The organism is Pseudoalteromonas sp. NZS100, assembly GCF_015864815.1.
In the GTDB taxonomy this organism is placed as follows: Bacteria; Pseudomonadota; Gammaproteobacteria; order Enterobacterales; family Alteromonadaceae; genus Pseudoalteromonas; species Pseudoalteromonas distincta.
On record NZ_JADYWM010000005.1, the window covers coordinates 83,744 to 108,988 of the forward strand.

22 protein-coding genes, 2 tRNA genes and 1 pseudogene are annotated in these 25,245 nt (G+C 38.4%); 14 read left to right on the plus strand and 11 right to left on the minus strand.

Annotated features, from left to right (window positions below):
• Positions 1 to 4: 4 nt before the first annotated feature.
• Positions 5 to 961: a Gfo/Idh/MocA family protein gene (locus I6E69_RS06830; RefSeq protein ID WP_197120897.1), complete on the plus strand. Its 957-nt coding sequence runs from the start codon at positions 5 to 7 to the stop codon at positions 959 to 961.
• A 73-nt stretch (positions 962 to 1,034) separates the two neighbouring features.
• Here I6E69_RS06830 and I6E69_RS06835 read toward each other — a convergent pair whose 3' ends face one another.
• On the minus strand, positions 1,035 to 2,645 hold the full coding sequence (locus I6E69_RS06835; RefSeq protein ID WP_197120898.1) for a glycoside hydrolase family 43 protein: 1,611 nt from the start codon (positions 2,643 to 2,645) through the stop codon (positions 1,035 to 1,037).
• Positions 2,646 to 2,855: 210 nt separating this feature from the next.
• Here I6E69_RS06835 and I6E69_RS06840 point away from each other — a divergent pair, with 210 nt between their 5' ends.
• On the plus strand, positions 2,856 to 3,896 hold the full coding sequence (locus I6E69_RS06840; RefSeq protein WP_033028786.1) for a LacI family DNA-binding transcriptional regulator: 1,041 nt from the start codon (positions 2,856 to 2,858) through the stop codon (positions 3,894 to 3,896).
• Between the two features lie 54 nt (positions 3,897 to 3,950).
• Positions 3,951 to 5,360, plus strand: a complete 1,410-nt coding sequence (locus I6E69_RS06845) for a sugar porter family MFS transporter (RefSeq protein ID WP_331459124.1) — start codon at positions 3,951 to 3,953, stop codon at positions 5,358 to 5,360.
• A 219-nt stretch (positions 5,361 to 5,579) separates the two neighbouring features.
• Here the strand turns inward: I6E69_RS06845 and I6E69_RS06850 are convergent, their stop codons facing one another.
• Entirely contained in the window at positions 5,580 to 6,947 is a 1,368-nt protein-coding gene (locus I6E69_RS06850) for a TrkH family potassium uptake protein (protein WP_193226554.1), read from the minus strand.
• Positions 6,944 to 7,603 carry a TrkA family potassium uptake protein gene (locus I6E69_RS06855; RefSeq protein WP_024596486.1) on the minus strand — a complete coding sequence of 220 codons (660 nt, stop codon included), beginning with the start codon at positions 7,601 to 7,603 and terminating at the stop codon, positions 6,944 to 6,946. The genes I6E69_RS06850 and I6E69_RS06855 overlap by 4 nt, the downstream gene beginning before the upstream one ends.
• A gap of 182 nt (positions 7,604 to 7,785) precedes the next feature.
• Between I6E69_RS06855 and I6E69_RS06860 the strand changes: the two genes are divergently transcribed.
• Both I6E69_RS06860 and I6E69_RS06865 read left to right on the plus strand, forming a co-directional pair.
• Positions 7,786 to 9,090, plus strand: coding sequence for a DUF4118 domain-containing protein (locus I6E69_RS06860; RefSeq protein ID WP_197120900.1), 1,305 nt, complete (start codon positions 7,786 to 7,788; stop codon positions 9,088 to 9,090).
• Positions 9,083 to 9,751, plus strand: coding sequence for a response regulator (locus tag I6E69_RS06865; protein WP_154903778.1), 669 nt, complete (start codon positions 9,083 to 9,085; stop codon positions 9,749 to 9,751). Before I6E69_RS06860 ends, I6E69_RS06865 begins: the two co-directional genes overlap by 8 nt.
• A 47-nt stretch (positions 9,752 to 9,798) precedes the next feature.
• Here the strand turns inward: I6E69_RS06865 and I6E69_RS06870 are convergent.
• Positions 9,799 to 10,089: pseudogene (locus I6E69_RS06870) on the minus strand (MFS transporter); the annotation flags it as partial.
• A gap of 415 nt (positions 10,090 to 10,504) precedes the next feature.
• Here I6E69_RS06870 and I6E69_RS06875 point away from each other — a divergent pair.
• The 5 genes from I6E69_RS06875 to I6E69_RS06895 all read left to right on the plus strand — a co-directional run bounded on the left by I6E69_RS06875 (position 10,505) and on the right by I6E69_RS06895 (position 16,109).
• Positions 10,505 to 11,653 carry a N(5)-(carboxyethyl)ornithine synthase gene (locus I6E69_RS06875; RefSeq protein WP_197120901.1) on the plus strand — a complete coding sequence of 383 codons (1,149 nt, stop codon included), beginning with the start codon at positions 10,505 to 10,507 and terminating at the stop codon, positions 11,651 to 11,653.
• Positions 11,654 to 11,814: 161 nt separating this feature from the next.
• Positions 11,815 to 13,182 (plus strand): Na+/H+ antiporter NhaA, encoded by a 1,368-nt coding sequence (nhaA, locus tag I6E69_RS06880; protein WP_197120902.1) that lies wholly within the window; start codon positions 11,815 to 11,817, stop codon positions 13,180 to 13,182.
• Positions 13,183 to 13,676: 494 nt separating this feature from the next.
• Positions 13,677 to 14,618, plus strand: coding sequence for an FtsH protease activity modulator HflK (gene hflK, locus I6E69_RS06885; protein ID WP_002962612.1), 942 nt, complete (start codon positions 13,677 to 13,679; stop codon positions 14,616 to 14,618).
• Entirely contained in the window at positions 14,615 to 15,598 is a 984-nt protein-coding gene (gene hflC, locus I6E69_RS06890; RefSeq protein ID WP_039489568.1) for a protease modulator HflC, read from the plus strand. The genes hflK and hflC overlap by 4 nt, the downstream gene beginning before the upstream one ends.
• Positions 15,599 to 15,761: 163 nt before the next feature.
• A complete protein-coding gene (locus I6E69_RS06895; protein ID WP_231609162.1) occupies positions 15,762 to 16,109 on the plus strand; it encodes an ATPase in 348 nt (115 codons plus the stop codon).
• A gap of 94 nt (positions 16,110 to 16,203) precedes the next feature.
• On the opposite strand, the gene I6E69_RS06900 is transcribed toward I6E69_RS06895, so the two are convergent.
• Entirely contained in the window at positions 16,204 to 16,407 is a 204-nt protein-coding gene (locus tag I6E69_RS06900; RefSeq protein ID WP_002962616.1) for a hypothetical protein, read from the minus strand.
• A gap of 675 nt (positions 16,408 to 17,082) precedes the next feature.
• Between I6E69_RS06900 and I6E69_RS06905 the strand changes: the two genes are divergently transcribed.
• Positions 17,083 to 17,820, plus strand: a complete 738-nt coding sequence (locus tag I6E69_RS06905) for a Crp/Fnr family transcriptional regulator (protein WP_024596492.1) — start codon at positions 17,083 to 17,085, stop codon at positions 17,818 to 17,820.
• 841 nt (positions 17,821 to 18,661) lie between these two features.
• Here I6E69_RS06905 and I6E69_RS06910 read toward each other — a convergent pair.
• From I6E69_RS06910 to I6E69_RS06925, 4 genes are all read right to left on the minus strand, one after another.
• Positions 18,662 to 18,738 (minus strand) — tRNA-Val (locus tag I6E69_RS06910).
• A gap of 55 nt (positions 18,739 to 18,793) precedes the next feature.
• Positions 18,794 to 18,870, minus strand: a tRNA-Val gene (locus I6E69_RS06915).
• Between the two features lie 113 nt (positions 18,871 to 18,983).
• Positions 18,984 to 20,048, minus strand: coding sequence for a DUF3080 family protein (locus I6E69_RS06920; protein ID WP_231619730.1), 1,065 nt, complete (start codon positions 20,046 to 20,048; stop codon positions 18,984 to 18,986).
• Positions 20,011 to 21,381 carry an MATE family efflux transporter gene (locus tag I6E69_RS06925; protein WP_197120903.1) on the minus strand — a complete coding sequence of 457 codons (1,371 nt, stop codon included), beginning with the start codon at positions 21,379 to 21,381 and terminating at the stop codon, positions 20,011 to 20,013. Before I6E69_RS06925 ends, I6E69_RS06920 begins: the two co-directional genes overlap by 38 nt.
• 128 nt (positions 21,382 to 21,509) lie before the next feature.
• On the opposite strand from I6E69_RS06925, the gene I6E69_RS06930 reads away from it, so the two are divergent.
• Complete coding sequence (locus I6E69_RS06930) at positions 21,510 to 22,136, plus strand: riboflavin synthase subunit alpha (RefSeq protein ID WP_197120904.1); 627 nt, start codon at positions 21,510 to 21,512, stop codon at positions 22,134 to 22,136.
• A 1-nt stretch (position 22,137) separates the two neighbouring features.
• Here I6E69_RS06930 and I6E69_RS06935 read toward each other — a convergent pair whose 3' ends face one another.
• Positions 22,138 to 22,341, minus strand: coding sequence for a CPXCG motif-containing cysteine-rich protein (locus I6E69_RS06935; protein WP_002962509.1), 204 nt, complete (start codon positions 22,339 to 22,341; stop codon positions 22,138 to 22,140).
• Between the two features lie 103 nt (positions 22,342 to 22,444).
• Positions 22,445 to 23,317 carry a fructosamine kinase family protein gene (locus I6E69_RS06940; protein WP_197120905.1) on the minus strand — a complete coding sequence of 291 codons (873 nt, stop codon included), beginning with the start codon at positions 23,315 to 23,317 and terminating at the stop codon, positions 22,445 to 22,447.
• 124 nt (positions 23,318 to 23,441) lie between these two features.
• On the opposite strand from I6E69_RS06940, the gene I6E69_RS06945 reads away from it, so the two are divergent.
• Together I6E69_RS06945 and I6E69_RS06950 are read left to right on the plus strand one after the other, a co-directional pair.
• Entirely contained in the window at positions 23,442 to 24,134 is a 693-nt protein-coding gene (locus I6E69_RS06945) for a DUF445 domain-containing protein (RefSeq protein ID WP_197120906.1), read from the plus strand.
• Positions 24,135 to 24,360: 226 nt separating this feature from the next.
• Entirely contained in the window at positions 24,361 to 25,146 is a 786-nt protein-coding gene (locus I6E69_RS06950; RefSeq protein WP_002962505.1) for a hypothetical protein, read from the plus strand.
• The last annotated feature ends 99 nt before the right edge of the window (positions 25,147 to 25,245 follow it).

A 25,245-nucleotide genomic window follows, 5' to 3' on the forward strand; every position in this document is an offset into this window, starting at 1 on the left:
CACTATGAAAAAAATAAACTGGGGTATTGTTGGTTGTGGCCGAATTGCTGCACAATTTTGTGAAGACTTAGCACATACAAATAATGGTGTTGCGTACGCAGTTGCAGCAAGAAATGGAGATGATGCAACCGCTTTTGCGAGCAAGTATGGTGCGGCCAATGCCTACGAAGGGTATCAGGCATTATTTGACGATAAAAACGTTGATGTAGTTTACATTGCGACCCCGCATAACTTTCACTTTAAAAATGCCAGCGATGCTATTAAATCAGGTAAGCATGTATTGTGCGAAAAGCCCATTACGGTTTCGGCTGAAGAGTGCAAGCAGTTGTGTTTACTGGCTAAAAAGCACGACGTATTTTTAATGGAAGCCATGTGGACGTACTTTTTACCTGCAATACAAAAAGCAAAACAATGGGTAGAGCAAGGGCGAATTGGCACTATTAAACATGTTAAAGCTGACTTTGGCTACCCTGTGCCTTTTAACCCCGACGGGCGTGAATACAACCCAGATTTAGCGGGCGGTTGTTTACTTGATATGGGAATTTATCCGCTTGCCATTGCCAATTACTTTTTAAATAACGACCTTGAAAACTTATACGTAAGAGCAAATATTCGCTACAAAGGCGTGGAAGACGATGTACTTATTACTGCTAATTGTGGTGATGTAATGGTGAGCTTAGCAACGTCATTTCAATGCCGGTTAGGGAATGGCGCGTATATTATTGGCGACAAAGGCTATATAAAAATACCCGATGCATTTAGGGCTTATGAGTGCTCTTTGTATGAGCTTGATGATTTAATTGAGCATTTTGAAGATGGCAGGCAGTCACAAGGTTATAGCTTTGAAGCGCAAGAAGTAGGGCGCTTACTGAGCGAAAATAAACGAGAGAGTGACATTATGAGCCACTCTCAAAGTTTACTTTTACAATCACAAATGGAACGTATTAAAGCCCTGTTTTAAGAGAGCTTTAAAAGAGCTTTAAAATGGTTTTATATCAGCTTTTAATCAACTAACAAACTTAACTAGCGGCGATTTATTCGCCGCTAGGTTCGTCATAATTAAAAAATGAAAAGTGAGCTTCTTTACTTCTCCCCGATAAGTCTTGGCAAGCCATACCAACAAAAGCGCCGGTAAAACACGGGCGATACCCTTGTGGTGATTGCTGCACGTAATCATCAGATAAAATACTGCCATCGAGCACAGGACCAAACTTTATCCAGCAGTTTTTCTCGGTGGCGTAGTAAAACTGCAGCTGAGCGCCATTAAAATCAGCTTTTAAGTAAACAGGTTTGTTTGTTTTAAGCAAAAGCGGTGCAACAGGCGTGCTTGTTTGGTATTTATCGCAGCTTAGTATATTTAAATAACGCGGTGTGGCTTCATCACCTACATCGCCGCCGCTTATATGCAAATAGTAGTAATGCGCGGTGTTGTAATAACATACTAGCCCCGCCATTTGTTGAAAACTGCTTGGTGCAAAATCAACGCATGTGCTGCTAACAGTATGATGAGCCTGTACACGCCTGGCAATAAAACTTTGCTGATGCAATGAGCTTAAAGACTCTTTTCCCACTAGGGTGAGCGATGCTTTTTGAGTATTTTTATACACCCAGCTTTTGCACATGGGTATACGCAATGACTGAAAATCAACAGTCAGATCATCTTTACTAAAATCAATATGTGTTGTGGGTTGCGGCTGTGGGTTTAGTGCTAAACCTTCAACGGGTACGTGTATTCTCGGAGCTTTATTTGTGTGTTTGGCATAAGGCCAGTCATCGTCTTTCCAGATTATTTGCTCAATCCCTGTTTCACGCCCTGTAATGCAGCGGCCGCGCTCAGTCAGTGGTCTAGATGTTAAAAATACCGTGTACCAATCACCGGCTTGCGTTTGAAAAAAATCTCCATGGCCACATTTTTGCAGCGCATTACTCGGCTCATGTACTGCTGTTATTACGGGGTTGTGTGGGTGTGCTTGGTAAGGGCCAAATACGTTTTTAGCACGCGCTACACTAATGCAGTGTTCATACCCAGTGCCACCTTCAGCGGTTATTAAATAATAGTAAGCACCGCGTTTTAAAATATGTGGACCTTCAGTGCAACCAAGCTCTGTGCCTGAAAATATAGGTTTAACATCGCCTATTAGCTTATTGGTTTTTAGGCAAAGCTCTTGCATTACTATGCCACCAAATAGTGTGTTGTTGCGGTGATCAACCAGCATGTTTAGCAAATAACTTTTACCGTCATCATCGTGAAAAATAGACGGATCAAAACCGCTAGAATTTAAGTAAGTCGCTTGTGACCAGTTACCGGTAATATCAGTGGTTGATACAAAATAGTTTGGCGTGTCTTTGTAAGGGCCATCAAAGCTTTTTACATTGGTATATACCAAATAAAAACGGCCATTATTGTAACTAAGTTGCGGTGCCCATACGCCGCAAGAGTCGGGCACTCCTCGCATATCGAGTTGCTCTACGGTGTTAAGTGCTTGGCCTATAACTCGCCAACTTACTAAATCGGTAGAGTGGTAAATTTGCACACCGCCAAACCATTCAAATGTTGAAGTGGCTATGTAGTAGTCGTTATTAACTCTGACAATGTTTGGGTCTGGGTTAAAGCCTCTTAGAATTGGGTTTTGCAGCATGCTCATAATATAGGCCTTTTTAAGTTTTTTATATTATTGGGTATGAATATTACAAATTTGTTGTTAGCGCTAACATTTTCAGTGTAGTATAAGACTTTGTCAATAAGTAATCATATAAAACGCGCTGTAAACAATATCAAGCTTTACAATTATGTATAATGAAAATTAAGAAAGTTAATTATAACAATCACATGATTGTGAGTAGGTAATAAGAATATGGCCGATCCTAAAAGAGCAAGAATACAAGATGTAGCCGAGCAGGCTGGTGTATCAATGATGACAGTTTCGCGCGTGCTCAATCAAGACAAAAAAGTAAGCGACAAAACCCGCGAAAAAGTAATGGCGGTTGTTGAGCAATTAAATTACAGGCCAAATGTGTCTGCTAGGCGCCTTGCTAGTACTAAGTCATTCTTTTTAGGACTTTTATACGATAACCCAAGTGACTCTTACATAAGCCAGTTTTTGTTAGCAGCGCTTAAAAAATGCCGCGCACTGGGCTACCACCTAGTTGTTGACGAAGCGCATACCGATATTGACAAAACAATTGAATCGGTAAAGCAACTTATTGATGTTACACAGGTTGATGGCATGATTTTACTGCCCCCTATGTGCGACAACGAACAGGTTTTAGATGTGCTTACTAAAGCACAAGTACCATTTGTAAGAATAACGCCAGATACAAAATTAAATCGCTCCCCTTATATATGCATGGACGATTACCAAGCGGCGTTTGATGTTACAGAGCATTTAATAAATCAAGGGCATAGCAAAATTGCACATATTATTGGCGACACTAAACAAGGTGTAAGCCGTTTGCGTTACCAAGGTTATTTAGATGCGCTGCGCTCTAATAAAATAATAACGCCACCTGAGTATATAGAGCAGGGCAGTTTTACCTATCAATCGGGTATGAAAGCGGCGATAAAATTACTTTCGCTTGATGATAAACCAACGGCTATTTTTGCAGCTAACGATGATATGGCAGCCGCTGTAATCTCAATAGCTCAAAAACAAGGTATTAATATTCCAAGCGAACTGTCGGTTGTGGGCTTTGATGACACGCAACTTGCAACTATAGTTTGGCCAAATATTTCTACGGTAAAACAGCCTATTAATGAAATGGCTGAGCTTGCTATTACTTTACTTGCATCGGGTCAGTATAACGATTTAAGCAATGTAAAAAGCTTAGACTTAAGACATATTTTAGATTTTGAATTAATAGAAAGAGAATCAAGCTCAACCAATAAAAATAACTAAACAACGCACACACTTTTGAGCTTCAAAATCTATATAAAATAACAACAACACACAATATGGATACTTATGAACGAGAAAGAAAATGTACTTTTAATAGTACTGGTTTGCTTTGTTGCGACCATTGGCGGGTTTTTATTTGGTTTTGACAGCGGCGTAATTAACGGCACTGTTGATGGATTACAAACGGCGTTTGGCTCCAGTAGTGCGGGTACGGGATTTAACGTATCAAGCATGCTAATTGGTTGTGCCATTGGTGCGTTTTGCGCAGGTCGATTGGCTGATAAATTTGGTCGGCGTCCAATTTTACTTTTTGCCGCTGCTTTATTTATTATAAGTGCTTGGGGCTCGGGTGTGTCAGTCACATCGTTTGAATTTGTGATTTATCGCATTTTAGGCGGCTTAGCGGTAGGGGCTGCATCGGTTATGACCCCAGCTTATATTAGCGAAATTGCCCCCGCACGATACAGAGGCACGCTCTCTACACTTCAACAAGTGGCTATTATATTTGGTTTGTTTAGCGCATTTGTGAGTAACTATTATTTAGCAAATACGGCTGGCGGCTCTACGGCTATATTTTGGCTCGACTTTGAAACATGGCGTTGGATGTTTTGGGTTGAGTTATTACCTGCATGCTTGTTTTTAATCGCTTTATTTTTTATCCCTGAAAGCCCACGATACTTAATTATGGCTGGTAAAAAAGACGCTGCTGCACGTGTTTTATCGTCATTATATGGTGCTGAAACTGCCGCTCTTAAATTAAATGAAATAGCAGAGTCTCTTGCTGGCGATAAACACCAACCTAAATTATCTGATCTTATTGATAAACCTAAAAAACGTTTACGCCCCATTGTTTGGATAGGAATTGGCTTAGCTACATTTCAGCAATTAGTCGGCATTAACGTTGTTTTTTACTACGGCGCGGTACTTTGGCAAGCAGCAGGCTTTACTGAGTCTGACGCGTTACTCATTAATATAATAAGCGGCTTTGTAAGTATTTTAGCGGTGTTTATTACCATGTATTTTATAGACAAAATTGGCAGAAAACCTTTTTTGTTAACCGGCTCAATTGGTATGACGGTGACGCTTTCGGTTATTGTTTATGCCTTTTTAAACGCAGATATTGGCTCAACAGGCAACTTAGAATTAGGAGAGCAGGGCATAGTTGCTTTAATTGCCGCTAATGTGTATGTATTCTTTTTTAACTTATCGTGGGGCCCTGTAATGTGGGTTATGTTAGGCGAAATGTTCCCTAACCAAATTCGCGGCTCTGGTCTTGCAGTTACCGGCTTTGCCCAGTGGATAGCTAACTTTTTAATTACCTGGTCGTTCCCTGTTATGCTCACAGGCATTGGTTTAGCTGGGGCTTATGGTTTTTACGCATTTTGCGCGTTTGTTTCAGTTATATTTGTATTTAAGTTTTTACACGAAACCAAAGACAAAGAGCTTGAACAAATGAAAGGGTAAATATTACCCCTTTAATAAGCGCCAAAACTATTGTAATGGTTTTGGCGCTTATTTTATTAATTTTCATATCTGCAATAATAAAGTGAGGTTATAGTTACCTTTGTTTTTTCTATAAAAGTCTCTCAATTGATAAAGCCATATTTAGGAGTCGCTAATTTCCTTGCTTACACTGCCAAAAACCTTACATAAATTATGCTGGCTAAGTGGCCTTAATAATAGTTACCCTATTTGTATGGTTGTTTTAGCAAATTTAAGAGGTTGTAATTTAGGTCTTGCAAAACAATAAGCAAATGTCAGTGGACCTACTCTGCCAATCAGCATAAGTAAAATTATTATTAGCTGGCTTGGCATACTTAAATTACTAGTAAAATCACGAGATAGCCCTACAGTGCTCAATGCCGAAATTACTTCAAAAGTAATATCTAAAAGAGACGTTTTCTCGATTTTACTCATAATCATGATGCTTAAAAAAGCCGTAAATAAGTATAAAATTACAACACTCAATGCTTTTATCACAAGTTTGTCGCTTAGCTCTCTGTTAAATATGGTTACCTGTGGTTTTTGGCGTAAATAGCTATACATAGCAAGTAGTAAAATAACAAAAGTTCCTATTTTAATGCCGCTTGCTGTACTTACCGAACCACCACCTATTACCATTAATAACAATGTAAGCAATGTCGAGTCGGAACTGAGCTGGCTAATAGGTAAAGTATTAAAGCCTGCAGTACGTGGTGTTACAGCTTGAAACCAGGCAGCAATTACTTGCTCGTTAATAGGTAGGTTGGCAAGTGTGGCTGGATTTGAATATTCAAATAAAAAAATAAGCAAAAATGCACAGCAATTAATTACAGCACTTGCAATTAATACAATACGTGTATTAGTTGCTAATTTATGCCAGCGACGTTGTTGATATATATCTATTAAAACGGTAAACCCTAAGCCACCGATTATAAATAATGCACTGATAATAAGATTAACAGATACATCACTTTTAAAAGCCATTAAGCTATTACTGTCGAGTGCAAACCCGGCATTGTTAAAAGCCGAAATAGTATAAAATAGACTTTGATAGGCGCTACCCACAATACCATAGTCATCTACCCAGCTAATAAAAAGTAAGCAAAATGCTATAGTCTGAATTATTAGCGAGTAAGTTATTACACATCGAGCTACATGGATCACTCCATTTAAATCGCTGGTATCGAATGCTTGGCTTGCAAGTAAACGTTGTTTTAATCCTAAGTTTTTACCAATACTTAAAAATGAAATAACGGCTACGGTCATAAAGCCGATTCCTCCAATTTGAATAAGTACCATAACAACACATTGCCCAAATGTGGTTAGCGCAGTACCTGTATCAATAACAACTAAGCCTGTAACTGTAACCGCAGAGGATGCAGTAAAAAAAGCTTGAATAAAGCTAAGCGATTCAACACTTGCAAAAGGTAATAGTAATAAGCAAGTGCCGAAAATAATGAGAGCAAAAAAACCAGCAGTTAAAATTAAAGGGGGGTTAACAGGCCTTTTGAAATTTTTTAAACGGCGATTAAATTGCTTTGGAAGTACGTGTGCTTGCCAGTTAATCATAAAGCTTTAAACCGTTTGGTGAGTTTTGTTAGGTAATGTTTAGAGCCCAGTAATACAAGGCTATCACCATGGCGTAACTCGGTGTCGAGTGTTAGGTCTGTATTGAAATTATCATCTCGGCGTAAGGTGAGCGGTTTTATATCTGAGTTACGCTCTTTTAGAAGCCAGCCAATATTGCGCCCTGATAAATGTAAATCTATGGCAAGCTCAACAATAAATGTAGATTGTGTAAGTGCAAAGTACTGGTTAACCATAGGGTAGTTAAGTGCATGTGCTACTCTGATCCCCATTTCTTCCTCGGGGTGAATAATACGAGATACGCCAAGTTTACTTAAAATTTGATGGTGACTTTTAGAGCACGCCTTAACCCATATTTGTTTAACACCAAGGTTTTTTAAATGCAGCACGCATAAAATACTCGCTTCTATATTTTCACCAATTGCAACTAATACAGCTTGGCAGCTAGTTAAGTCGAGTCGAGCAAGCTGTGTTTCATCACTAGCATCTAAAATGACAGTGTAATTTAACTGATTAGCAAACGTGTTAATGGTGCTTTCGCTTATATCGGCTGCGCAAACGTGATGCCCCTGATTAGCAAGCTCAAGCGAGGCGGTAACACCAAAACTACCTAATCCAATTACTGCAAACTGTGCCATGTGCGTTCCTATTTAAAAAATACTACATAGCAAAGACTATGGAATTTTAAAAAAGAGTCACCCCATATCAATTAAGCTTTATAAACATTTAACACTACAGCCAAAAATCTTTATAAAAACTTTATACACAACGTATTAAAAAGCAGTAACCTATAAAAAGAGAATTTTATGGGAGTGCACAAATGGGTATTAATAAATGGCTTAAGCCGCTTTTATTAACAACAATTGCGCCTATTTTTATTGTGCTGGCTATTTTTCCAGTTCGAGAGTGGCTAACGACCACCGACATTGTGATGTTGCAATTACTTTGGGTGGCATGGGTTGCGGTGCGTCAAAATGCCGCCTTAGCGGGGATTACAACGTTAGTTAGTGTGGCATGTACCGACTGGTTTTTTGTACTGCCGTACTTTACATTTCATATCGAAAAAATTGAATACTTAGTCACTTTTACTGTCATGCTTATAGTTGGCTTGATGATAAGCAAATTGGCGGGCGAGCTAAGTAAAAACGTTCGTGATACTCAGTTACATGCCAGTAATACACGATGTTTATATGAGTTAGCTAAGGCGCTTAATGGGCTTGATGATATAAACGCTCAGCGCCAAGTATTTACAACATCGATTAAAAACCATCTAGGTATTACACTCCGTTGGAACAATAATACAATGGTTAATGGAGAGTACTTCAATATCGAACAAAACACACAATGGGGCGGCTTTATTTCAGATGCCGAACTTAGTCCTGAAAACCGTGCATTTATAGATACGGCACTGTCTTTGTTGTTTCAGGTCCACGAAAACTCAAATCTTAGAAACCAGTCGGCATCGATGAAAGTACAAGCAGAGTTAGAACGTGCTAAAAACGCATTGCTGCGTAGTTTATCTCATGATCTACGCACGCCTTTAGCTACTATTATGGGTTCATCAAGCATGTTAGCTGACGAAAATATTGCGCTGAGTAAGGCATCAATTACAGAACAAGCAAAAAATATTTATGAGCAAAGTGAAATCTTAAATCAGCATTTTAATAAAGTGATGGAGCTTAGCCGGGTAAATAAAATAGGAGAGCAGCTAGCGTGGCAAGCTATCAACGTACATACACTTGTTACTGAGGCTAAAGCACGCAGGCAGCAGCAATTAAGTGGTTTTAACTTAGCGTTAGTCTTTGATAAAGCCACTTGTTGTATAGGTGATATAACACTTTTAGAAATCGCGCTTGCTAATATATTCGAAAACGCGGCACGTTACGGTGATGGAGTGGCGACAGTGGACTTTAATACTGAACGAATTGGTAATATAACACACTATAAAATAGCCGTAAGCAACCTCATAGTTACTCATCCAAGCAGTTCGGATGAAGGAGTTGGGCTTGGTAGCGTAATTTGCGATGTAGTTGCTCAGTTTCATCAAGGCGAATTTGTATTAGCTATTGATGAGCTGACCCAAGTAGCCACAGCAATACTTAGCTGGAGTGCAAAGAATGATTAATGTATTGGTGCTAGAAGACTCACCTGCATTGCAAAGTTTTTTAAAAACATTACTAGGTGCCAGTGGCTATAACGTATCAATTAGTGCGAAAGGGCTTGATGGTTTTTCATTAATGAGTGAGCAAAGCTTTGACTTAGTGTTACTTGATTTGGGATTGCTTGATATGGATGGACAAGCTTGGTTACTTGAAGTACGACAATGGAGCCAAATACCAATATTAGTGCTTTCGGCTCGCGATGGCGAGGTAGAAAAGGTTACAGCCCTTGATAATGGGGCAAACGATTATATAACCAAACCTTTTAGTGCAAACGAACTTCTGGCAAGAATGCGTGTGCTACTAAGAGTAAATACACAGCCCAGTTTGGCATTGCAATGCGGTAGCATCATTATAGATCCGCATAAGCACACAGTTACGCTTAACAGCAGCGATGTAAAGCTCACTAATAAAGAATATAAAATTTTGCTTATGTTATTTCAAAATAAAGATAAAGTGCTTACTCATAATGCTATTTTAAGTCAGGTATGGGGGGAGCAATACATTAATAGACCTGAGTATATTCGTGTACATGTAGCGCAACTAAGACAAAAGCTTGAGGTAAACCCTGCAAGCCCTATTCATATCTTAACTGAGCCAGCGGTAGGTTATAGATTAGTTGGGTAGGCACTAAAAAATTATCGTCCTAAATTTAGCTATTTAGGACGATAAAGTTACACGTTTTCTAGTTTCGTTCCTTTGGTTTCTGTTACTAAGTAAATAACAAAAAGCACCGATATAAATGTGAAAAATGCATAGAGCGAATATGCGAGTACAAGCCCTCCACCGGCTAGCAATATGGGAAAGGTAATAGTGACTAAAAAATTAGGCCGCCATTGAGCAAGCCCTGCAACCCCTAAGCCTAATCCTCTCATGCTATTTGGAAATATCTCGCCGAGCATTACCCACATTACGGGACTCCATTAAAGGTTAAAAAAGAATACATATAAGTTGGCCTTTACAAGAAAACCAAAGCAGCAAAATCTTGATTCCATACAAAAAATTAGTAATAACCGCTCATGGACATAGCCGAAGTTGATATAAAAGCTGAACATTCAGCTAACCCAATACAAAGCGAATTAAACCTGCTCTACAGAGTAGTGCTCTCTTTATTTCAATGTGAGATACCCAAGTTAGTAATACTTATTTCTGATATACTCAGTCAGCACTTTTACTCAAAAGGTAATAGGCTTCAGCTTGCAACTCAATGCAAGTTAACTCACTGCTCTTCATTATTTATTGTCAAAATTACACCTTTGTAAAATAGAGTTGGTTCATCCGAGCCAAAACGTACAGAACAAACACCGCCTAAGTTTATTGGCGAAGTATGATGATTCGTTGGTGAACTCAAGCGTACTTACTTTATAAACAGGACTTAGCATGAGTGAATTAACTATCGGCGTTATCGGAACATCCCGCAAGACAGATGAAAGACGGTATCCTATTCACCCAGAGCATTTATTACGAATTCCCGAAAATCTTAGAAAACAAATGGTGTTTGAACAAGGCTATGGCACCGCTTTTAATGTTAGCGATGAATATATTGCAACGTTAACGGGTGGCATTGCATCTCGCAGCGAAATACTTACCCATATTGGCACGGCCATTATTGCAAAGCCTGTACTTGCTGACTTAGAAGAAATGCGCGAAGGAGGCACTATTTGGGGCTATGCCCACTGCGTTCAACAGCATGAAATAACACAAGCGGCAATTGAACGTAAACTTACCTTAATTGCTTTTGAAGATATGTATGTGTGGTCACCACAAGGAAATGTAGGGCGCCATACTTTTTATAAAAACAATGAAATGGCAGGGTATTGCGCTGTAATACATGCTTTGCAACTTAAGGGTATTGATGGTCATTATGGCGATCAACGTAAAACGATTATATTTAGTTTTGGTGCAGTGAGTAGAGGCGCTATTTACGCTCTTAAAGCGCATGGCTTTAGAGATATTACAATTTGTATTCAGCGTCCTGATCACGAAGTGCGTGAAGAAATATTAGATTGTCATTATGTTAAGGTACGAGAAGGTCTTGAAGGGGAGGCGCGCATGATGGTTGTTGAGCATGATGGGACTAATCGACCACTTGGCGATCTTATTAGCGAAGCCGATATTATCGTCAACGGGACTTATCAAGAAACAGCTCATCCGGTTAACTTTGTCATTGAATCAGAAGCCGAGTGTTTAAAACCAAACAGCTTAATTATTGATGTTAGCTGTGATGAGGGGATGGGATTCTTTTTTGCAAAGCCGACAACGTTTAAAAACCCTTTATTTCGATATAACAACACGGATTATTATGGCGTTGATCATACACCGAGTTATTTATGGGAAAGCGCGACGCGTTCAATCTCTGCGGCGCTCATAGTTTATTTACAAACGATACTTAAAGGTGCTTTGCAGTGGCAAAAAGATGAAACCATTCGCCGTGCAATAAACATTGAGCAAGGAATAATTAAAAATACGGCTATTTTGGCATTCCAAAACCGAGAAAATATTTACCCTTATAACGTAATAACACAATGATTAAATCTATCTCTAATCTAATTTTACATTAGGGGTGTGCACTTCGTCTTAATGCTAGTAATTTTAAGGCGAAGTGTTTGTTGACTGATAGTAAAACTGGAGAACTTAAATCTTAAAAGTTTTGATAAAACGAACACCCACAATTTATAAGGCTACCTGATATGCCTAACGATTCTAAAAATATACTAAATCGTGGCTTAGACTATATGCACACCCCATTTTCTAATTTTATGCGTGCTCAAACCACCTCTAGTTTGTTTCTTCTAGTATCTACAATCATTGCACTTTGGTGGGCAAATTCAGCTTATTCAGCTACCTATCTGAACTTAGTGCATACGCCTATTGGGATCTCATTAGGAAACTTTGAGCTACAAACCTCGCTTAAACACATTATTAATGATGGTTTGATGGTGATATTTTTCTTATTGCTAGGGCTTGAAATAAAACGAGAGGTACTTGCTGGAGATTTAGCTGAGCCCAAAAATAGACACATGCTCATTTTTTGCGCCATAGGCGGAATGGTTGTGCCAGCTGGTATTTATTCGCTGTTTAACTGGGGGCAAGATTCACTGATTGGTTGGGGTATACCCATGGCAACCGACACTGCGTTTGCATTAGGTGTGCTTACAATTGTAAGAAAACATATACCAACAAGCTTGTTGGCTTTTATTGTAGGTCTTGCGATTGTTGACGATGTGGGGGCAATACTCGTTATTGCCGTGTTTTATACCCAAGAAATATCGGTGATGTATTTGTCATGCGCCGTTGTTCTATTTGCTTTTTTAGTAGCCGCCAATTATGCCGGAATAAGGCAGCCGCTTTTTTACATTATCATTGGTCTTGCCACCTGGTGGATGATGTTACAGTCAGGTGTGCATCCTACTGTAGCAGGTGTTGCTATTGCTTTAACGGCTCCTGCACGCTCAATGTTGGGCTCAGGAAGGTCGCTTGAAAAGGCAAAAACAACTATTACCTCTATGCAAAAAGAAATTGAGAAAGTAGATGTTCTGGCTAGCAGACAGGATCATAAACAGGTACTCGAAATTCGTGATTTAGCCGAAAATGCAGGTACACCTTTGCGTCGGTGGGAAGATGTGCTGCACCTGCCTGTCGCACTGTTTATTTTACCGCTATTTGCTTTAGTTAATGCGGGTGTGGTTTTTAACTTTAGTTCATTTGTTGAGAGTCTCAGTGATCCCGTTGTCTTAGGTATTATTAGTGGTCTTGTTGTTGGTAAGTTTATTGGTATTTCGGGTGCGTGTTGGCTTGCTTTACGCTACAAAATAGGTTGCTTGCCAGAAGGTATCAATCTTCAGCATGTTATCGGTGCTTCACTTATCGCCGGGATTGGATTCACCATGTCTACTTTTATTGCTACGTTGGGGTTTGATGGGCAAGCCGAGCACCTTCATAACGCAAAAACATCGGTTTTAGTGGCTTCGGTTCTTTCTGCAATACTTGGGGTTTTATATATTCGAGTGGTTGCCTCAAAAAAGAGCAATAAATCAATTAATTCAACGCCAAAATAGGGCGTGAAGGGGCTAATTGGTATTCAATAATGTGTACTCATTAGTTGTACTTAACCCTTTATTTATCAATTAAACCTATTGTTTAAAACACGCTATGTGTTGTAGCGAACAGACCAATTAAAATAAATACGCTAATGTCTTACTAAGGTTTTTTGGCTTTAAATTAATCTATAAATATATGAATTTAAATCTTAAAACTATTCCTTAAAGCATTACCCCTAAATTATTACCCTTAAATTATACAGAGGAAGTTATCACCTAGATTGCGAAGCACGCTAGGGCTTATGAGAATCTAAAGTAGTAATAAGGCTCCATATTTTTGGTTTCTTAAAAAGGAGAATATTATTTCTACACAAAACGAAAATAATCCAAATTCTAAAAGTAAAAGCGGTCCGCCAGATATCGATAAAGTGATGAGCGGTGCGTTTAAAAAGTATAAGAAGTTGCTGAGTGGAAAATTTAGCACTAGTTTAACCATAGTACTGTTTTTGGGATTGATTGCTACAGGCTATAGCGCAGTCTATACCGTTCCCAGTGATTCAGTTGCTTTGGTATTAAGGTTTGGTAAGTTTCAAGAAATTCTGCCTGCGGGCTTACATGTAAAAATCCCATTAGGTGTTGATCACGTCACAATAGTGCCTACTAAGCGGCAATTAAAGCAGGAGTTTGGTTTTTCTACTCCTGGAGCCTCCGACCCAGATCAAAATATTAATCCTGAAAATAATATTCGCTCATTTGCGCCAAAAATTTCACCTGCAACAAATCAACGCGAAGAAACCCAAATGGTAACTGGCGATTTAAACACTGCGCTGATTGAATGGGTAATTCAATATCGGATAGCCGATCCCCAAAAGTACTTATTTGAGGTGCGCGACCCGGCAGGCACTTTACGATATGTGTCTGAATCAGTTATGCGTGAAGTTGTAGGCGATAGAACTGTAGATGAAGTAATTACCATTGGCAGGCAAGGGATTGAAATTGAGGCATTACAAAAAATGCAGGCATTGGCAACCAAATATGTAATGGGGATTAGTATTGATCAGGTTCAATTAAAAAATATTAACCCACCCGTACCAGTACAAGGGTCGTTCAATGAAGTTAATCAGGCTCAACAAGAAAAAGAAAAGTTGATTAACGAAGCGCGTCGCGAATATAACCGCGTTATTCCGCTTGCTGAGGGGGAGCGCGACCAACGAATAAGAGAGGCTGACGGTTATCGCCTTAAGCGAGTTAATGAAGCTGAAGGCGACGCTTTGCGTTTTAATGCGCTGTTTGCACAGTACCAACTGGCACCTGAGGTAACACGCAGACGAATATATATAGAAACAATGACTGATGTTATGCCAACGATAAAAAATAAAATTATTATCGATAGCGAAGCACGCGGTGTATTACCTTTACTCAATTTAACTTCACTAAAAGGACAGCAGCCATGAAATCTTATTTAATCTTTGGCAGCAGTATTTTAGCTGCACTTGTAGGGGTTACTTTATATAGCGCTTTATATACGGTTAACGAAGTAGAGCAGGTTGTTATTACTCAGTTTGGTAAACCGGTTGGTGAGCCAATTAGAGAGGCGGGTATTCAACTCAAAATGCCATTTGTTCAGCAAGTTAATTTTATTGATAAGCGCGTGCTGGAATGGGAAGGAACACCTTCTGATATGCCGACCAAAGATAAGCTTTATATTTCTGTAAGTCTTTACGCGCGGTGGCAGGTTACCGATCCGTTGCAGTATTTTTTACGCTTAGGTGATGAGCGAAGCGCACAGTCTAGGCTCGATGATATTTTTGGCAGTGAAACGCGTAATGCAGTAGCCACACACGAATTAATCGAAATTATTCGTACAACGAAAGATCGCCAACCTTTGCGTGACTCGTCACTCACCGAGGCTGAAAAAGAGCAAAATATTGGTAGTTTAGTGCCTATAAGCATGGGACGCTTAGTTGTCGAGCAAGATATATTTAATGCCGCAGCCAAAAAAGTAAAAGTATTTGGTATTGAGCTTATGGATATTCGCTTTAAACGTATTAATTATAATGAAAGTGTACGTCCTAAAATCTATGAACGTATGATCAGCGAACGTCGTCAAATAGCAGAACGCTTTTTGTCAGAAGGAAAAGGCGAAGCTGCCCGTATACAAGGTAACAGAGAGCGAGACTTAGATAAAATTCAATCTGAAGCCTACCGAGCAGTAACAGAAATTAGAGGTAAAGCTGATGCTAAAGCAGCCGCAATTTACGCCTCAGCCTATAACAAAAATGATCAAGCAGTCGCATTTTATGCATTTACCCGTTCGTTGCAGGCGCTTGAACTCGCCCTTAGCCAAAACACAACATTGGTTTTATCGACCGACAGTGAGCTATTTCAGTATTTACAACACACTCAGGCGAGTGAGCCTAATCCTAAAAATTAGCATGCTTCATATTTAAATATTGTATAGATATCATCAAACTTAGGAGCAATAAATGCAAATTGAAACAATTAGAGATGTACTCAATTGGACCGTTTTATTTCACAAAAACTTAAAAGATAGCCTAAACCAGAGCTCTGAACAAAATAAGGATGAGGGAGCACGAATGATGCTTCGCTACCTATCTGAGCATGAGGAGAGTTTAGAGAATATTGTACAAGGATTTGAAAATACGGCAGACGTAAAAGCGCTAAACACCTGGTGTTTTGATTACATTGAAAAGCACTCAATTATTGAGCGCGTTGATTGCAACTCACTCTTTGAAGAGCTAGATATCTCGGACATTATGGAGAAAATAGTAAACCATCATGAACAAGTTATTGAGTTATACATTCATATATATTCTCGTGTAGATATCGAAAGCGCAAAAACGTTGCTTGATACAATAAAAGATATTGAAGAAAATGAGATAAAAAGAATTGTGCAATCGGCTAACCGATTTTCAGATATGTAATCGACTGATTGAACTGGCAATATTTCTGCAAAATGTCAGTTTGACCAAAAATATGCTTAGCTAATTTTTTGTACTATAGCGCAACCAGTTAAATTTATTTTGTTACTGGAATATCATTTAATAGCTTTATGATAGCGCTGTTATTACCGAGTTTAGCTAAGTCTAACAGGTAGCTCTTTTCTAGCTCTTGCATTGACTGATCTGCTAATAATTCTTTTACCGATTGTTCTTCCCCATTTGCTATTGAAGTTTCTAAGGCTGCAAAGTTTGCGATTGAGTGTTGAATTTCATTAGTCATAATAAGTCCCGTTTGTTGTGATGCAAGGTGAAGCGAGTAATTGGATTAATTTATCATCGCTATTGACTAAATGCTGGTACAAAGACGACATTGTTTGCTTAGAGCGCTCATTGTTAGCTGCACCAACTTTACACCTACTGAATCAATAGCGCACCATTAAAAATGTTCATAAAGTTTATCTTATTGCTGAATACATACATCAACATATATCAAGCAACGTTAATGGTCGGTTCGTCAACCCACATAGTCTAATAGTAGAGTTCTATTTTGTTTTTTATAACAGGGAGTTGTCGCTATATTGTGGTGTAGATTATCTTTAATCTCCATCAATCATTATGGATATATATTAACTAAAGGCAGATAAATTTAAACTATGTGTGTTAGCGTACATATTCGCCTTGTTGTATTGAACATTTTATTATTTCAGTGAAGTACAGCGGGAGTGTCGGCTTATATTAAAAGTGAATAAGCGTAAAAAGGCACCTTAAAATTCTTTAATAAAAATAGAACAATTTTTATTATCAAAAAGCAACGACCTTTCATTTCTAGCGCCCAATAACTGTATAAAAAAATCCGAGTTTATTATTAAAACATCCTGACTTACATGCTTTTAAGCCATTACTTTGAGGTTTTATTAGTTATAAGTTGGGCATATAAAAAGGAAATTCACACTCGATGGGTCAATTGAAGAACACACTGCTTAATGCTTTAACTACTGATGCACAACACCGCATGTTTCCGCTTTTACAGCGAGTCAATTTATCCCTTGGAGAAGTTATTTATGAAACAAGTGAAAAGCTTGATTACGTTTATTTTCCAATAGATAGTATTGTTTCATTATTGTATGTGATGATTGATGGCTCATCTGCTGAAATATCAGTTATCGGTAATGAAGGGGTTGTAGGTATAGCTGTATTTATGGGGGGAGAGAGCACCCCTAATCGGGCTATTGTGCAAAGTGCTGGGACCGCTTATCGCTTACCCGCTTGTGAATTACGCAGGCAGTTTAACAGCGAGCCTGATATGCGTATGCTCATGTTACGTTACACGCAATCATTAATTACCCAAACGGCGCAAACCGCAGTTTGTAATCGTCATCATAGTATAGTGCAACAACTAAGCCGCTGGCTTTTGCTATCGATTGACCGTTTACCGAGTAACAATTTAATAATGACTCAAGAGCTAATAGCAAATATGTTAGGCGTAAGACGTGAAGGGGTAACTGAGGCCGCTGGTAAACTACAAAAACTAGGTGTTATCACTTATAAACGTGGTCATATTAGTGTGATAGACCGACCTCAATTAGAGCACCAATCTTGCGAGTGCTATGAGGTTGTAAAAAGAGAAGCAGATAGGTTGGAGTCTTATATGGAAAAAAAACCTAACACGAAAGAACCATCAATTATCAGTTAATATATTCTGGTATCTAATAAGTTTATTTATATAAAAATAAAATTCAGTAATAGCTTCAAAAAACACAGCCTAGCAAGTTGTTCACTGAGTCTGGGCTCTAAAATAAATTTATTAAATGACACGAACAAGTTTAGGTTACTGGTCACTTAATCTTCAATTGCAAAGTGGTAAATTTGTAAGGTAGAAGTTGAGTTTTTAGTGAGATTAAAGGCTAAAAATATGGTTTGGACGTTTTAGGTAAATCGATAAAACTATAATTTTTACAATGATCTTTTAGGTCTTAGCTTTAGTTTTTTTTGTGAAAAGTAAACGAGTAGATTGGAAGCGTTTTAACTATCTGAAATGTAAACTTTAATTGGTACGCCTGAGTGAATTCGAACTGCTGACCTTTGGATCGAGTGATCAAGAGTAGGGAGTGCTTTTTCTTTGATTTTTTTATTACTTTGAAGTGGTACGACTGAGTGGATTCGAACTGCTGACCCTTGGACCGGGTGATCAAGAGCGGGTAGTGCTTTTTCTTTCAAATGTACTTTATTTATTTTACTTAAATGTTGGTACGACTGAGTGGATTCGAACTGCTGACCCTTGGACCGGGTGATTAAGAGTGGGTAGTGCTTTTTCTTCGGTTTTTTATTACTTTGAAGTGGTACGACTGAGTGGATTCGAACTGCTGACCCTTGGACCGGGTGATCAAGAGCGGGTAGTGCTTTTTCTTTCAAATGTACTTTATTTATTTTACTTAAATGTTGGTACGACTGAGTGGATTCGAACTGCTGACCCTTGGACCGGGTGATCAAGAGTGGGTAGTGCTTTTTCTTAGGTTTTTTTCATTACTTTGAAGTGGTACGACTGAGTGGATTCGAACCACCGACCCCTACCATGTCAAGGTAGTGCTCTAACCAACTGAGCTACAGTCGTACAATTTTTGAGGTTTTACTTAAATAGATTTACTCTTTAAGTTAAGAATAAATTTTGGTACGACTGAGTGGATTCGAACCACCGACCCCTACCATGTCAAGGTAGTGCTCTAACCAACTGAGCTACAGTCGTATTACTTTATTTAAGTAAGTGTTAATTGCTTAACAACGGCGGCTAATATATAGCGTGGCGGTTGGTGAATCAAGCAAGTTTGTTGTTTTTGAGTTTATTTGCCGTTTTTTTATTCACATTGGGCTTATTTCACACGTTTTATAAAAACCTTGCCACCAAACCACATGCTTTTTAGCTGAGCTTTTAAGTAAGTTCAGTAAGTTACTTGTCGAGCCCGTTTTGACTAAGTTATTAATTTGAGGGCTTGAGATACTTTCGTTAAACCAAAGCTCATTATAAAGCGGTTGTAGTACCTCTAGATAACCAGTTAATTGCGCTTGATAGGGCTGAATTTCTTTTAGGTAAAACTTTTGAAATACGTTGCTTATGATTTTTGCGTTTTTATTATTTTTATCCTCTGGGCACAGCGTATTAAAGTTTAGTGTTTTTACAAACTGTGTAGCGTTGTTATTTAATACGACCTGCATGCGGACTGATTGAATGAGTGCTTGGTTAAATTGAAATTTATTAAGCTGCTCGAGTGCACTAAAAATAGAGTCGCTATTAATTTCACTAAATTCTTTAGCCTTAATTTGCTGTTTAATGAGTACAAGTTGCTTTAGCGCAAATACGGTATCGCTAAAACCAGCGGGTTCAGTAGTGAGCTCGTTTGAGGTGAGTTGCCAGGTACGATTTAACTCAGGTTCTTTAAATAACATGGTATTAAAAAAGTACATTAGGTGTGTTTCTTTATAGTTTTTGGCTGCGAGTATTTTTGTGTAACTAGGACTATTTTTATCAAGCGTGTTTAAGCAAACCTGCGCACTTTTAATAAAGTTTATTTGATATTTTAATTGCCCAGCAGCGCTGGCGGTTTTTCCTAATTGGTTGTTGTGCTCACTTATAAGTACGTTGAGCTTACATTGGCTAATGCCTGCAAGCTCCACAATACTCAGTGTTAAGTCACTTTGTGCTATTGGGGGAGGCTGCAGTAAAGAGAGTTGCTTGAGCGGCGTAGGCTTTGTTGGACTTGCATTAACTGTGCTACTTAAGCGTTCAATATAAGTAGCGTTTACAGTACTTTGTGGTTTGTTGCAGCCAGTAACCATTAAAAAACACATTACCAGCAAAGCAGCTGGTAATGTTTTAAGGCTGAGCTTATTAGTTTTGATTGAGTGCATCACTGTTAGCAAATTCATATTTTAGACGCTTTCTTACTGTTAGCATTAATAAAATAGCAGCGACACTAAGGCCTACTATTATTCCAACCCAAAAGCCATGCGGCCCCATAGCTGGCACAATTATGTCTGTTCTTGCCAATACGTAACCTAAACAAAAGCCGATTAACCAATACGATATAAACGTAATATACGATATAGGCGTGGTGTATTTTAACCCACGAAGCATGCCATTTGCAGCAACCTGTAATGCATCGGGTAACTGGTAGACACACGCTAGTATCATAATTGATGAAGCCAGAGCCATTACAGCGGGGCTGTCGGTATACAGTTGGCTAATTAAATCACGACCTGTAAAAGTCATAAGCGCCAAAAATAGTGCAATTACAATAGCTAATATGTAACTAGTCGATACGGCAACTTTTAACTGCTGTAAATTATCTTGACCATATAGATTACCAATACGAATACTTATAGCGATAGAGAGGCTCAGTGGCATCATAAACAGCAATGTAGTTACACTCGCTGCTATTTGGTGCCCCGATACAGCCACTGCACCTAAATGCGCAATAAATAGCGGTATACATGCAAATAAAGTGACTTCAAAAAAGGTGGCCAGTGAAATTGGTATACCTAACTTCGTAATAATACCAATGGTAGTGAAATTAGGTTTTTCGAATGATGAAAGCAGGCCTTTAGCATCTACCTTTTTACTCATTTGGCAGTAAGTAACTTGTGCTATTGCCATAACAGTTAAAACAATTGCTGTGGCAATGCCACAGCCTGCGCCGCCATAAGCAGGAAAACCAAATAAGCCATTTATGAAAATATAATTTACTGGAATATTAACGGCTAAACCTAATAGGCTTATATAAAAGGCGGGTTTGGTCATCCCCATGCCTTCGGTAACGTTTCTGTATACTGTAAAAATTAAAAATCCAAACACACCCCATTTCACAAAATGGATGTAGTCAATGGCAAGGTTTGCAATAGCAGGCGTTGTATCGAGCTTTAAAATAATGGCATCTGCTAAATGGGCAATACCAAAACCTGTAAAGCTTAAAATAGCGGTTAAATAAAGCGCTTGTTGAAAATAGTGGCTAATGCCTTTGCGGTCATCGCTGCCTGAAAACTGCGCAATAATACCAGTAAGCGCTAATAAAATACCTTGCAGAGCAAGTAATAATGGGTTCCATATTCCTGTTGCAATAGAAAGTGCAGCTAAGTCAGTAGGGCTAACTTGGCCGGCCATAATTGTGTCGACTACCGACATTAAAATAAGTGTAACTTGTGCTAAAAAAACAGGTAAAGCTAGGGAAAGTAAACGCTTGGCTTCCCAATTGCAAAAGGTCATAAAAAAAGCTATTAAATAAAACAGGCGGCAATTGTAATCTATTGCGTTTCAAATAAAAATCACAGTAGTGAATGATTTTATGAGTTGATACGTTAAACTAGCACTTTGTAATAATTTTAAGTGATTTTATGTTTACAGGAATAGTGCAAACACAAGCAACAGTGGTCTCTAAAACTCAAGCTGATGGTGTGTTACGCTTAGTTGTATCGGTGAGCGATGAGTACGTTAAGCATTTAGATTTAGGCGCAAGTATTGCTATTAATGGCTGTTGTTTAACGGTTGTGCAAGTTGAGCTAAGTAATCATGATGTGGTGGCGCAAGTGCATTTTGATGTGATTGACGAAACTCTAAAGTTAACTAATTTAGGCCTGCTTGAGCTAGGTAGTTTAGTAAATTACGAACGCTCTGTTACGTTTGGTACTGAGCTAGGTGGGCATATAGTGTCTGGGCATATTCATTGTAGGTCACAAATCTCTCAAATAGTGAAACTTGAGAATAACTGCAAAATACAATTAAGCTTGCCAAAAGAGTGGCAAAAGTACGTGTTATATAAAGGCTTTGTTGCTATAAATGGCGCAAGCTTAACCGTAGGCGAAGTTGATGAACAAGGTTTTTGGATACACCTAATTCCGGAAACGCTCGCCATTACAAACATTGGTGCAGCGCAAGTGGGTGACAAGTTTAATATTGAAGTTGATCAGCAAACTTATACTATTGTAAATACGGTAGAGAACTACTTACGCCATCAGGCTTAAGTTAAAATATTTGTTCGTCGTCACTGTCTACGTGTAGCTCCAATTTATTGTTAGCATGGTCTATATGCATATTTAAATGAATTGGGTTACAACAGGCAGTGCAATCTTCTATATAGTCTTGATCGCCGCTGCTTGCGTCTAAGTCTAGATGTATGTGGTGACCGCAGTGTGGGCACGTTATTCGTTGTGATAAAAAATCTTTCATAATCACTCCAGTTATAAATAATTAAGTTAGGTTCAACTTAATCGCTTACAGATGAACGTCTACTTACTCATTAAATATAGTGCTGAAATGCAGCTTATGACACTTATTTTATACCTTCAAATACTAGCTTTTCTATATGTTGTTTAGCTTCAGTAAGATAGTGACCGGCAAAGATGTTGGCGTGATTTAAAATGGGGTATAGCTGGTATATTAACTTACGTTTTTCGTAATTTTGAGAAAGCGGGTAGTGCGCGTTATAGGCGCTATAAAAGTCTTTAGGCAGGGGGGCAAATAGTTCGCTCATTGCAATATCCACTTCCCGATCACCATAATAACAAGCTGGGTTAAATATTGTTGGTTCTGCTTTTAAAAATCCCATATTGCCACGCCAAAAATCGCCATGCAGTAACGAAGGTTGTACTTGATGGCTATGTAGTTGCTCTTTTACGGTATTAATTAAGCGTTCGGGCTCAATAAAGCTAATGCCTTTTTCAGCGAGTAGTTGTAATTGCCACCCTATACGCTCTTCGGCGTAAAATACATCCCACTTTTTGTGCCAGCGGTTTGGCTGTATGGTCGTGGCTAGGTAATTGTCTACATCAAAACCAAACATAGCTTGGTCATGTTTTTGATGCATTTTAGCGAGGTTGCGCCCCATATTAGTCCACGTGTCGTGGGGTTGTTTATCTAAAACAAGCCATTGTAAAACAATAAACGAAAACTCTATATTTGCACCAGTTGTAATACATTCAGGTACTTTAAAATTACTATTTTGCGCCAAAAGCTTTAAGCCAATAAATTCACTTTCTAAACGTTCGAGCTCGCTTTTTAGTGCTATTTTAACGAAGTAGTTATGCGTACCATTGGTAATATGAAATAGTTTGTCGGTGTTTGTACTTTGTAATTGGCGTTTGTAGGTGTGCTTAAAGTCAAAATTAATGGCTTGGCTGATGTGCTCATTTACTGTTTTCCACATAACAATTGCTCGCCTTTTAAACAGATACTTAAACTATGGCAAAAAGGTATTAATTTAACAATCTAAACGTTGTAAAATTAACGGCTATATTGAATAAAATTACACTTACTGTAGTGGAGTTAAAATGAACAAAAGTTTAATAACCAATTTGCTAGCGTGTTTATGTGTTGTTGTAGGTTTTATGTTTAACCAAGCAATTGTGTTGTCTGTTGGTTTATTTGCACTTTCTGGCGCGGTAACTAATTTATTAGCTATTCATATGTTATTCGAAAAGGTCCCGTTTTTATATGGTTCAGGTGTTATAGCGCTTAAGTTTGAAAGCTTTAAAGTAGCTATACGAAACTTAATATTAACGGAGTTTTTTTCAGAGCAAAAAATTAATAATTTACTCAATAAAGCGCAGCCCAATATCGACTTTGAGCCAATAATTAGCAATGTTGATTTAAACCCTGCATTCGACAATTTGTTAGAGGTAATAGAGCAGTCTCAGTTTGGTAGTATGCTAGGAATGTTTGGCGGTACAGCGGCAATAGAGCCGATGCGTGAAAAGTTTATTGAAAAAATGCAATTGTCTCTTAGTGAGATTTCTCAAACTGACGACTTTAAAGCATTAGCAAGCCAAACACTTTCACAAGGTAATAGCGCAGAAAGCCTACATAAAACGGTGCTTAAACTAGTTGATGAGCGCTTAGATGAGCTTACTCCTAAAATGGTTAAAGAGATTATTCAGACCATGATCCGCGAGCACCTAGGCTGGCTTGTAGTATGGGGCGGTGTGTTTGGTGGCTTATTTGGTTTAATAGCGGCCGTTATTTAAATCTAGCGACTAATAAAAAACATAATCATTCTATTGCATTAAATAGTGTACTTACTGCGTTAAAAATTATTTGTATAGAATAACTACACGTTGTTATTTGTGCCTGTTATTGCACTACTTTTTAGCGAAATAATAGAGCACTAATTTAATGCAATTGGTATAACTTATTTTTTCAGGCTGTTATTATCGCCTCCATAATTTAGTCGTGTTTTTTCAAGGAGCAACGGTGAGCAAAACGTTAGCCAGTTATTATCAGCAAGCATATGCGTGCGATCAGCAGCATTTTAATCAGTGTTTTTATTGTGGCTGTGAAGCGACAGAGCGCGATCATTGTCCGCCACTACATATGCTACAAAGTATCGTTGATTTAGGTGAAGAGGCTGACTTTATCTCAATCCCTGCGTGTTATGAGTGCCACGCACTTTTACATAACGAAAGACTGATGACGATTGATGAGCGCTTTACCAAGCTTAAAAAAAAGCTCTCAAATAAATATGCTAAACCACTGCGCGTTTATAACATGTGGGAAGAAAGCGAACTTGGCGACATGAGCGACGAGTTTGCCCATAGTATTCAAGCGGGTATGAAATTAGGAAAAGAAGCCGCTGAGCGTTTAGCCTTTACGGGTTTTAGCTATGCCACAGAAGATGCCAAAGTAGCAGTGCGCGAAAAAACAAAAGAGTTTGATGTAGAAGGCATGATATTTACCGACTTTAAAGAGGCGTTAAATTACTGCATTAACGATTTAAATGTTCAAAAAAGCGACTTTTATAAAATTTTGGTTGAAGACTATCAAGGCGATTTTAATAAAGCATTGAGCCAGTATCGTCATCGTCATGACAAAGTAACTGCGGCTAAAGATGGTAATACACTTATTAAAGATTTTTCTAAGCTACATAAGCAAAACTCTGATTTTGTAACGCGTACGGTTAAGCACTTTATTAGTAAAGATCCTTCGCTTACCACCGAAGGTGCGCTTGAAAAGCTATATAACAATTATATAAAGAAATAATTACAGAAATTCATCTTAATTAACTGCGTTTTCACCTGTTTTTTTGGCTTTATTCCTTAGCTTTCGCTAAAGTAGCAAAAAAACAGGAGATCCAAACAA

Excerpts from the sequence above, each read along its gene's own strand:
- I6E69_RS06830 (WP_197120897.1), top strand. The coding sequence starts at position 5 with ATGAAAAAAATAAACTGGGGTATTGTTGGTTGTGGCCGAATTGCTGCA.
- I6E69_RS06835 (WP_197120898.1), bottom strand. The coding sequence starts at position 2,645 with ATGAGCATGCTGCAAAACCCAATTCTAAGAGGCTTTAACCCAGACCCA.
- I6E69_RS06840 (WP_033028786.1), top strand. The coding sequence starts at position 2,856 with ATGGCCGATCCTAAAAGAGCAAGAATACAAGATGTAGCCGAGCAGGCT.
- I6E69_RS06850 (WP_193226554.1), bottom strand. The coding sequence starts at position 6,947 with ATGATTAACTGGCAAGCACACGTACTTCCAAAGCAATTTAATCGCCGT.
- I6E69_RS06855 (WP_024596486.1), bottom strand. The coding sequence starts at position 7,603 with ATGGCACAGTTTGCAGTAATTGGATTAGGTAGTTTTGGTGTTACCGCC.
- I6E69_RS06860 (WP_197120900.1), top strand. The coding sequence starts at position 7,786 with ATGGGTATTAATAAATGGCTTAAGCCGCTTTTATTAACAACAATTGCG.
- I6E69_RS06865 (WP_154903778.1), top strand. The coding sequence starts at position 9,083 with ATGATTAATGTATTGGTGCTAGAAGACTCACCTGCATTGCAAAGTTTT.
- I6E69_RS06875 (WP_197120901.1), top strand. The coding sequence starts at position 10,505 with ATGAGTGAATTAACTATCGGCGTTATCGGAACATCCCGCAAGACAGAT.
- nhaA (WP_197120902.1), top strand. The coding sequence starts at position 11,815 with ATGCCTAACGATTCTAAAAATATACTAAATCGTGGCTTAGACTATATG.
- hflC (WP_039489568.1), top strand. The coding sequence starts at position 14,615 with ATGAAATCTTATTTAATCTTTGGCAGCAGTATTTTAGCTGCACTTGTA.
- I6E69_RS06895 (WP_231609162.1), top strand. The coding sequence starts at position 15,762 with ATGATGCTTCGCTACCTATCTGAGCATGAGGAGAGTTTAGAGAATATT.
- I6E69_RS06900 (WP_002962616.1), bottom strand. The coding sequence starts at position 16,407 with ATGACTAATGAAATTCAACACTCAATCGCAAACTTTGCAGCCTTAGAA.
- I6E69_RS06905 (WP_024596492.1), top strand. The coding sequence starts at position 17,083 with ATGGGTCAATTGAAGAACACACTGCTTAATGCTTTAACTACTGATGCA.
- I6E69_RS06920 (WP_231619730.1), bottom strand. The coding sequence starts at position 20,048 with ATGAATTTGCTAACAGTGATGCACTCAATCAAAACTAATAAGCTCAGC.
- I6E69_RS06925 (WP_197120903.1), bottom strand. The coding sequence starts at position 21,381 with ATGACCTTTTGCAATTGGGAAGCCAAGCGTTTACTTTCCCTAGCTTTA.
- I6E69_RS06930 (WP_197120904.1), top strand. The coding sequence starts at position 21,510 with ATGTTTACAGGAATAGTGCAAACACAAGCAACAGTGGTCTCTAAAACT.
- I6E69_RS06935 (WP_002962509.1), bottom strand. The coding sequence starts at position 22,341 with ATGAAAGATTTTTTATCACAACGAATAACGTGCCCACACTGCGGTCAC.
- I6E69_RS06940 (WP_197120905.1), bottom strand. The coding sequence starts at position 23,317 with ATGTGGAAAACAGTAAATGAGCACATCAGCCAAGCCATTAATTTTGAC.
- I6E69_RS06945 (WP_197120906.1), top strand. The coding sequence starts at position 23,442 with ATGAACAAAAGTTTAATAACCAATTTGCTAGCGTGTTTATGTGTTGTT.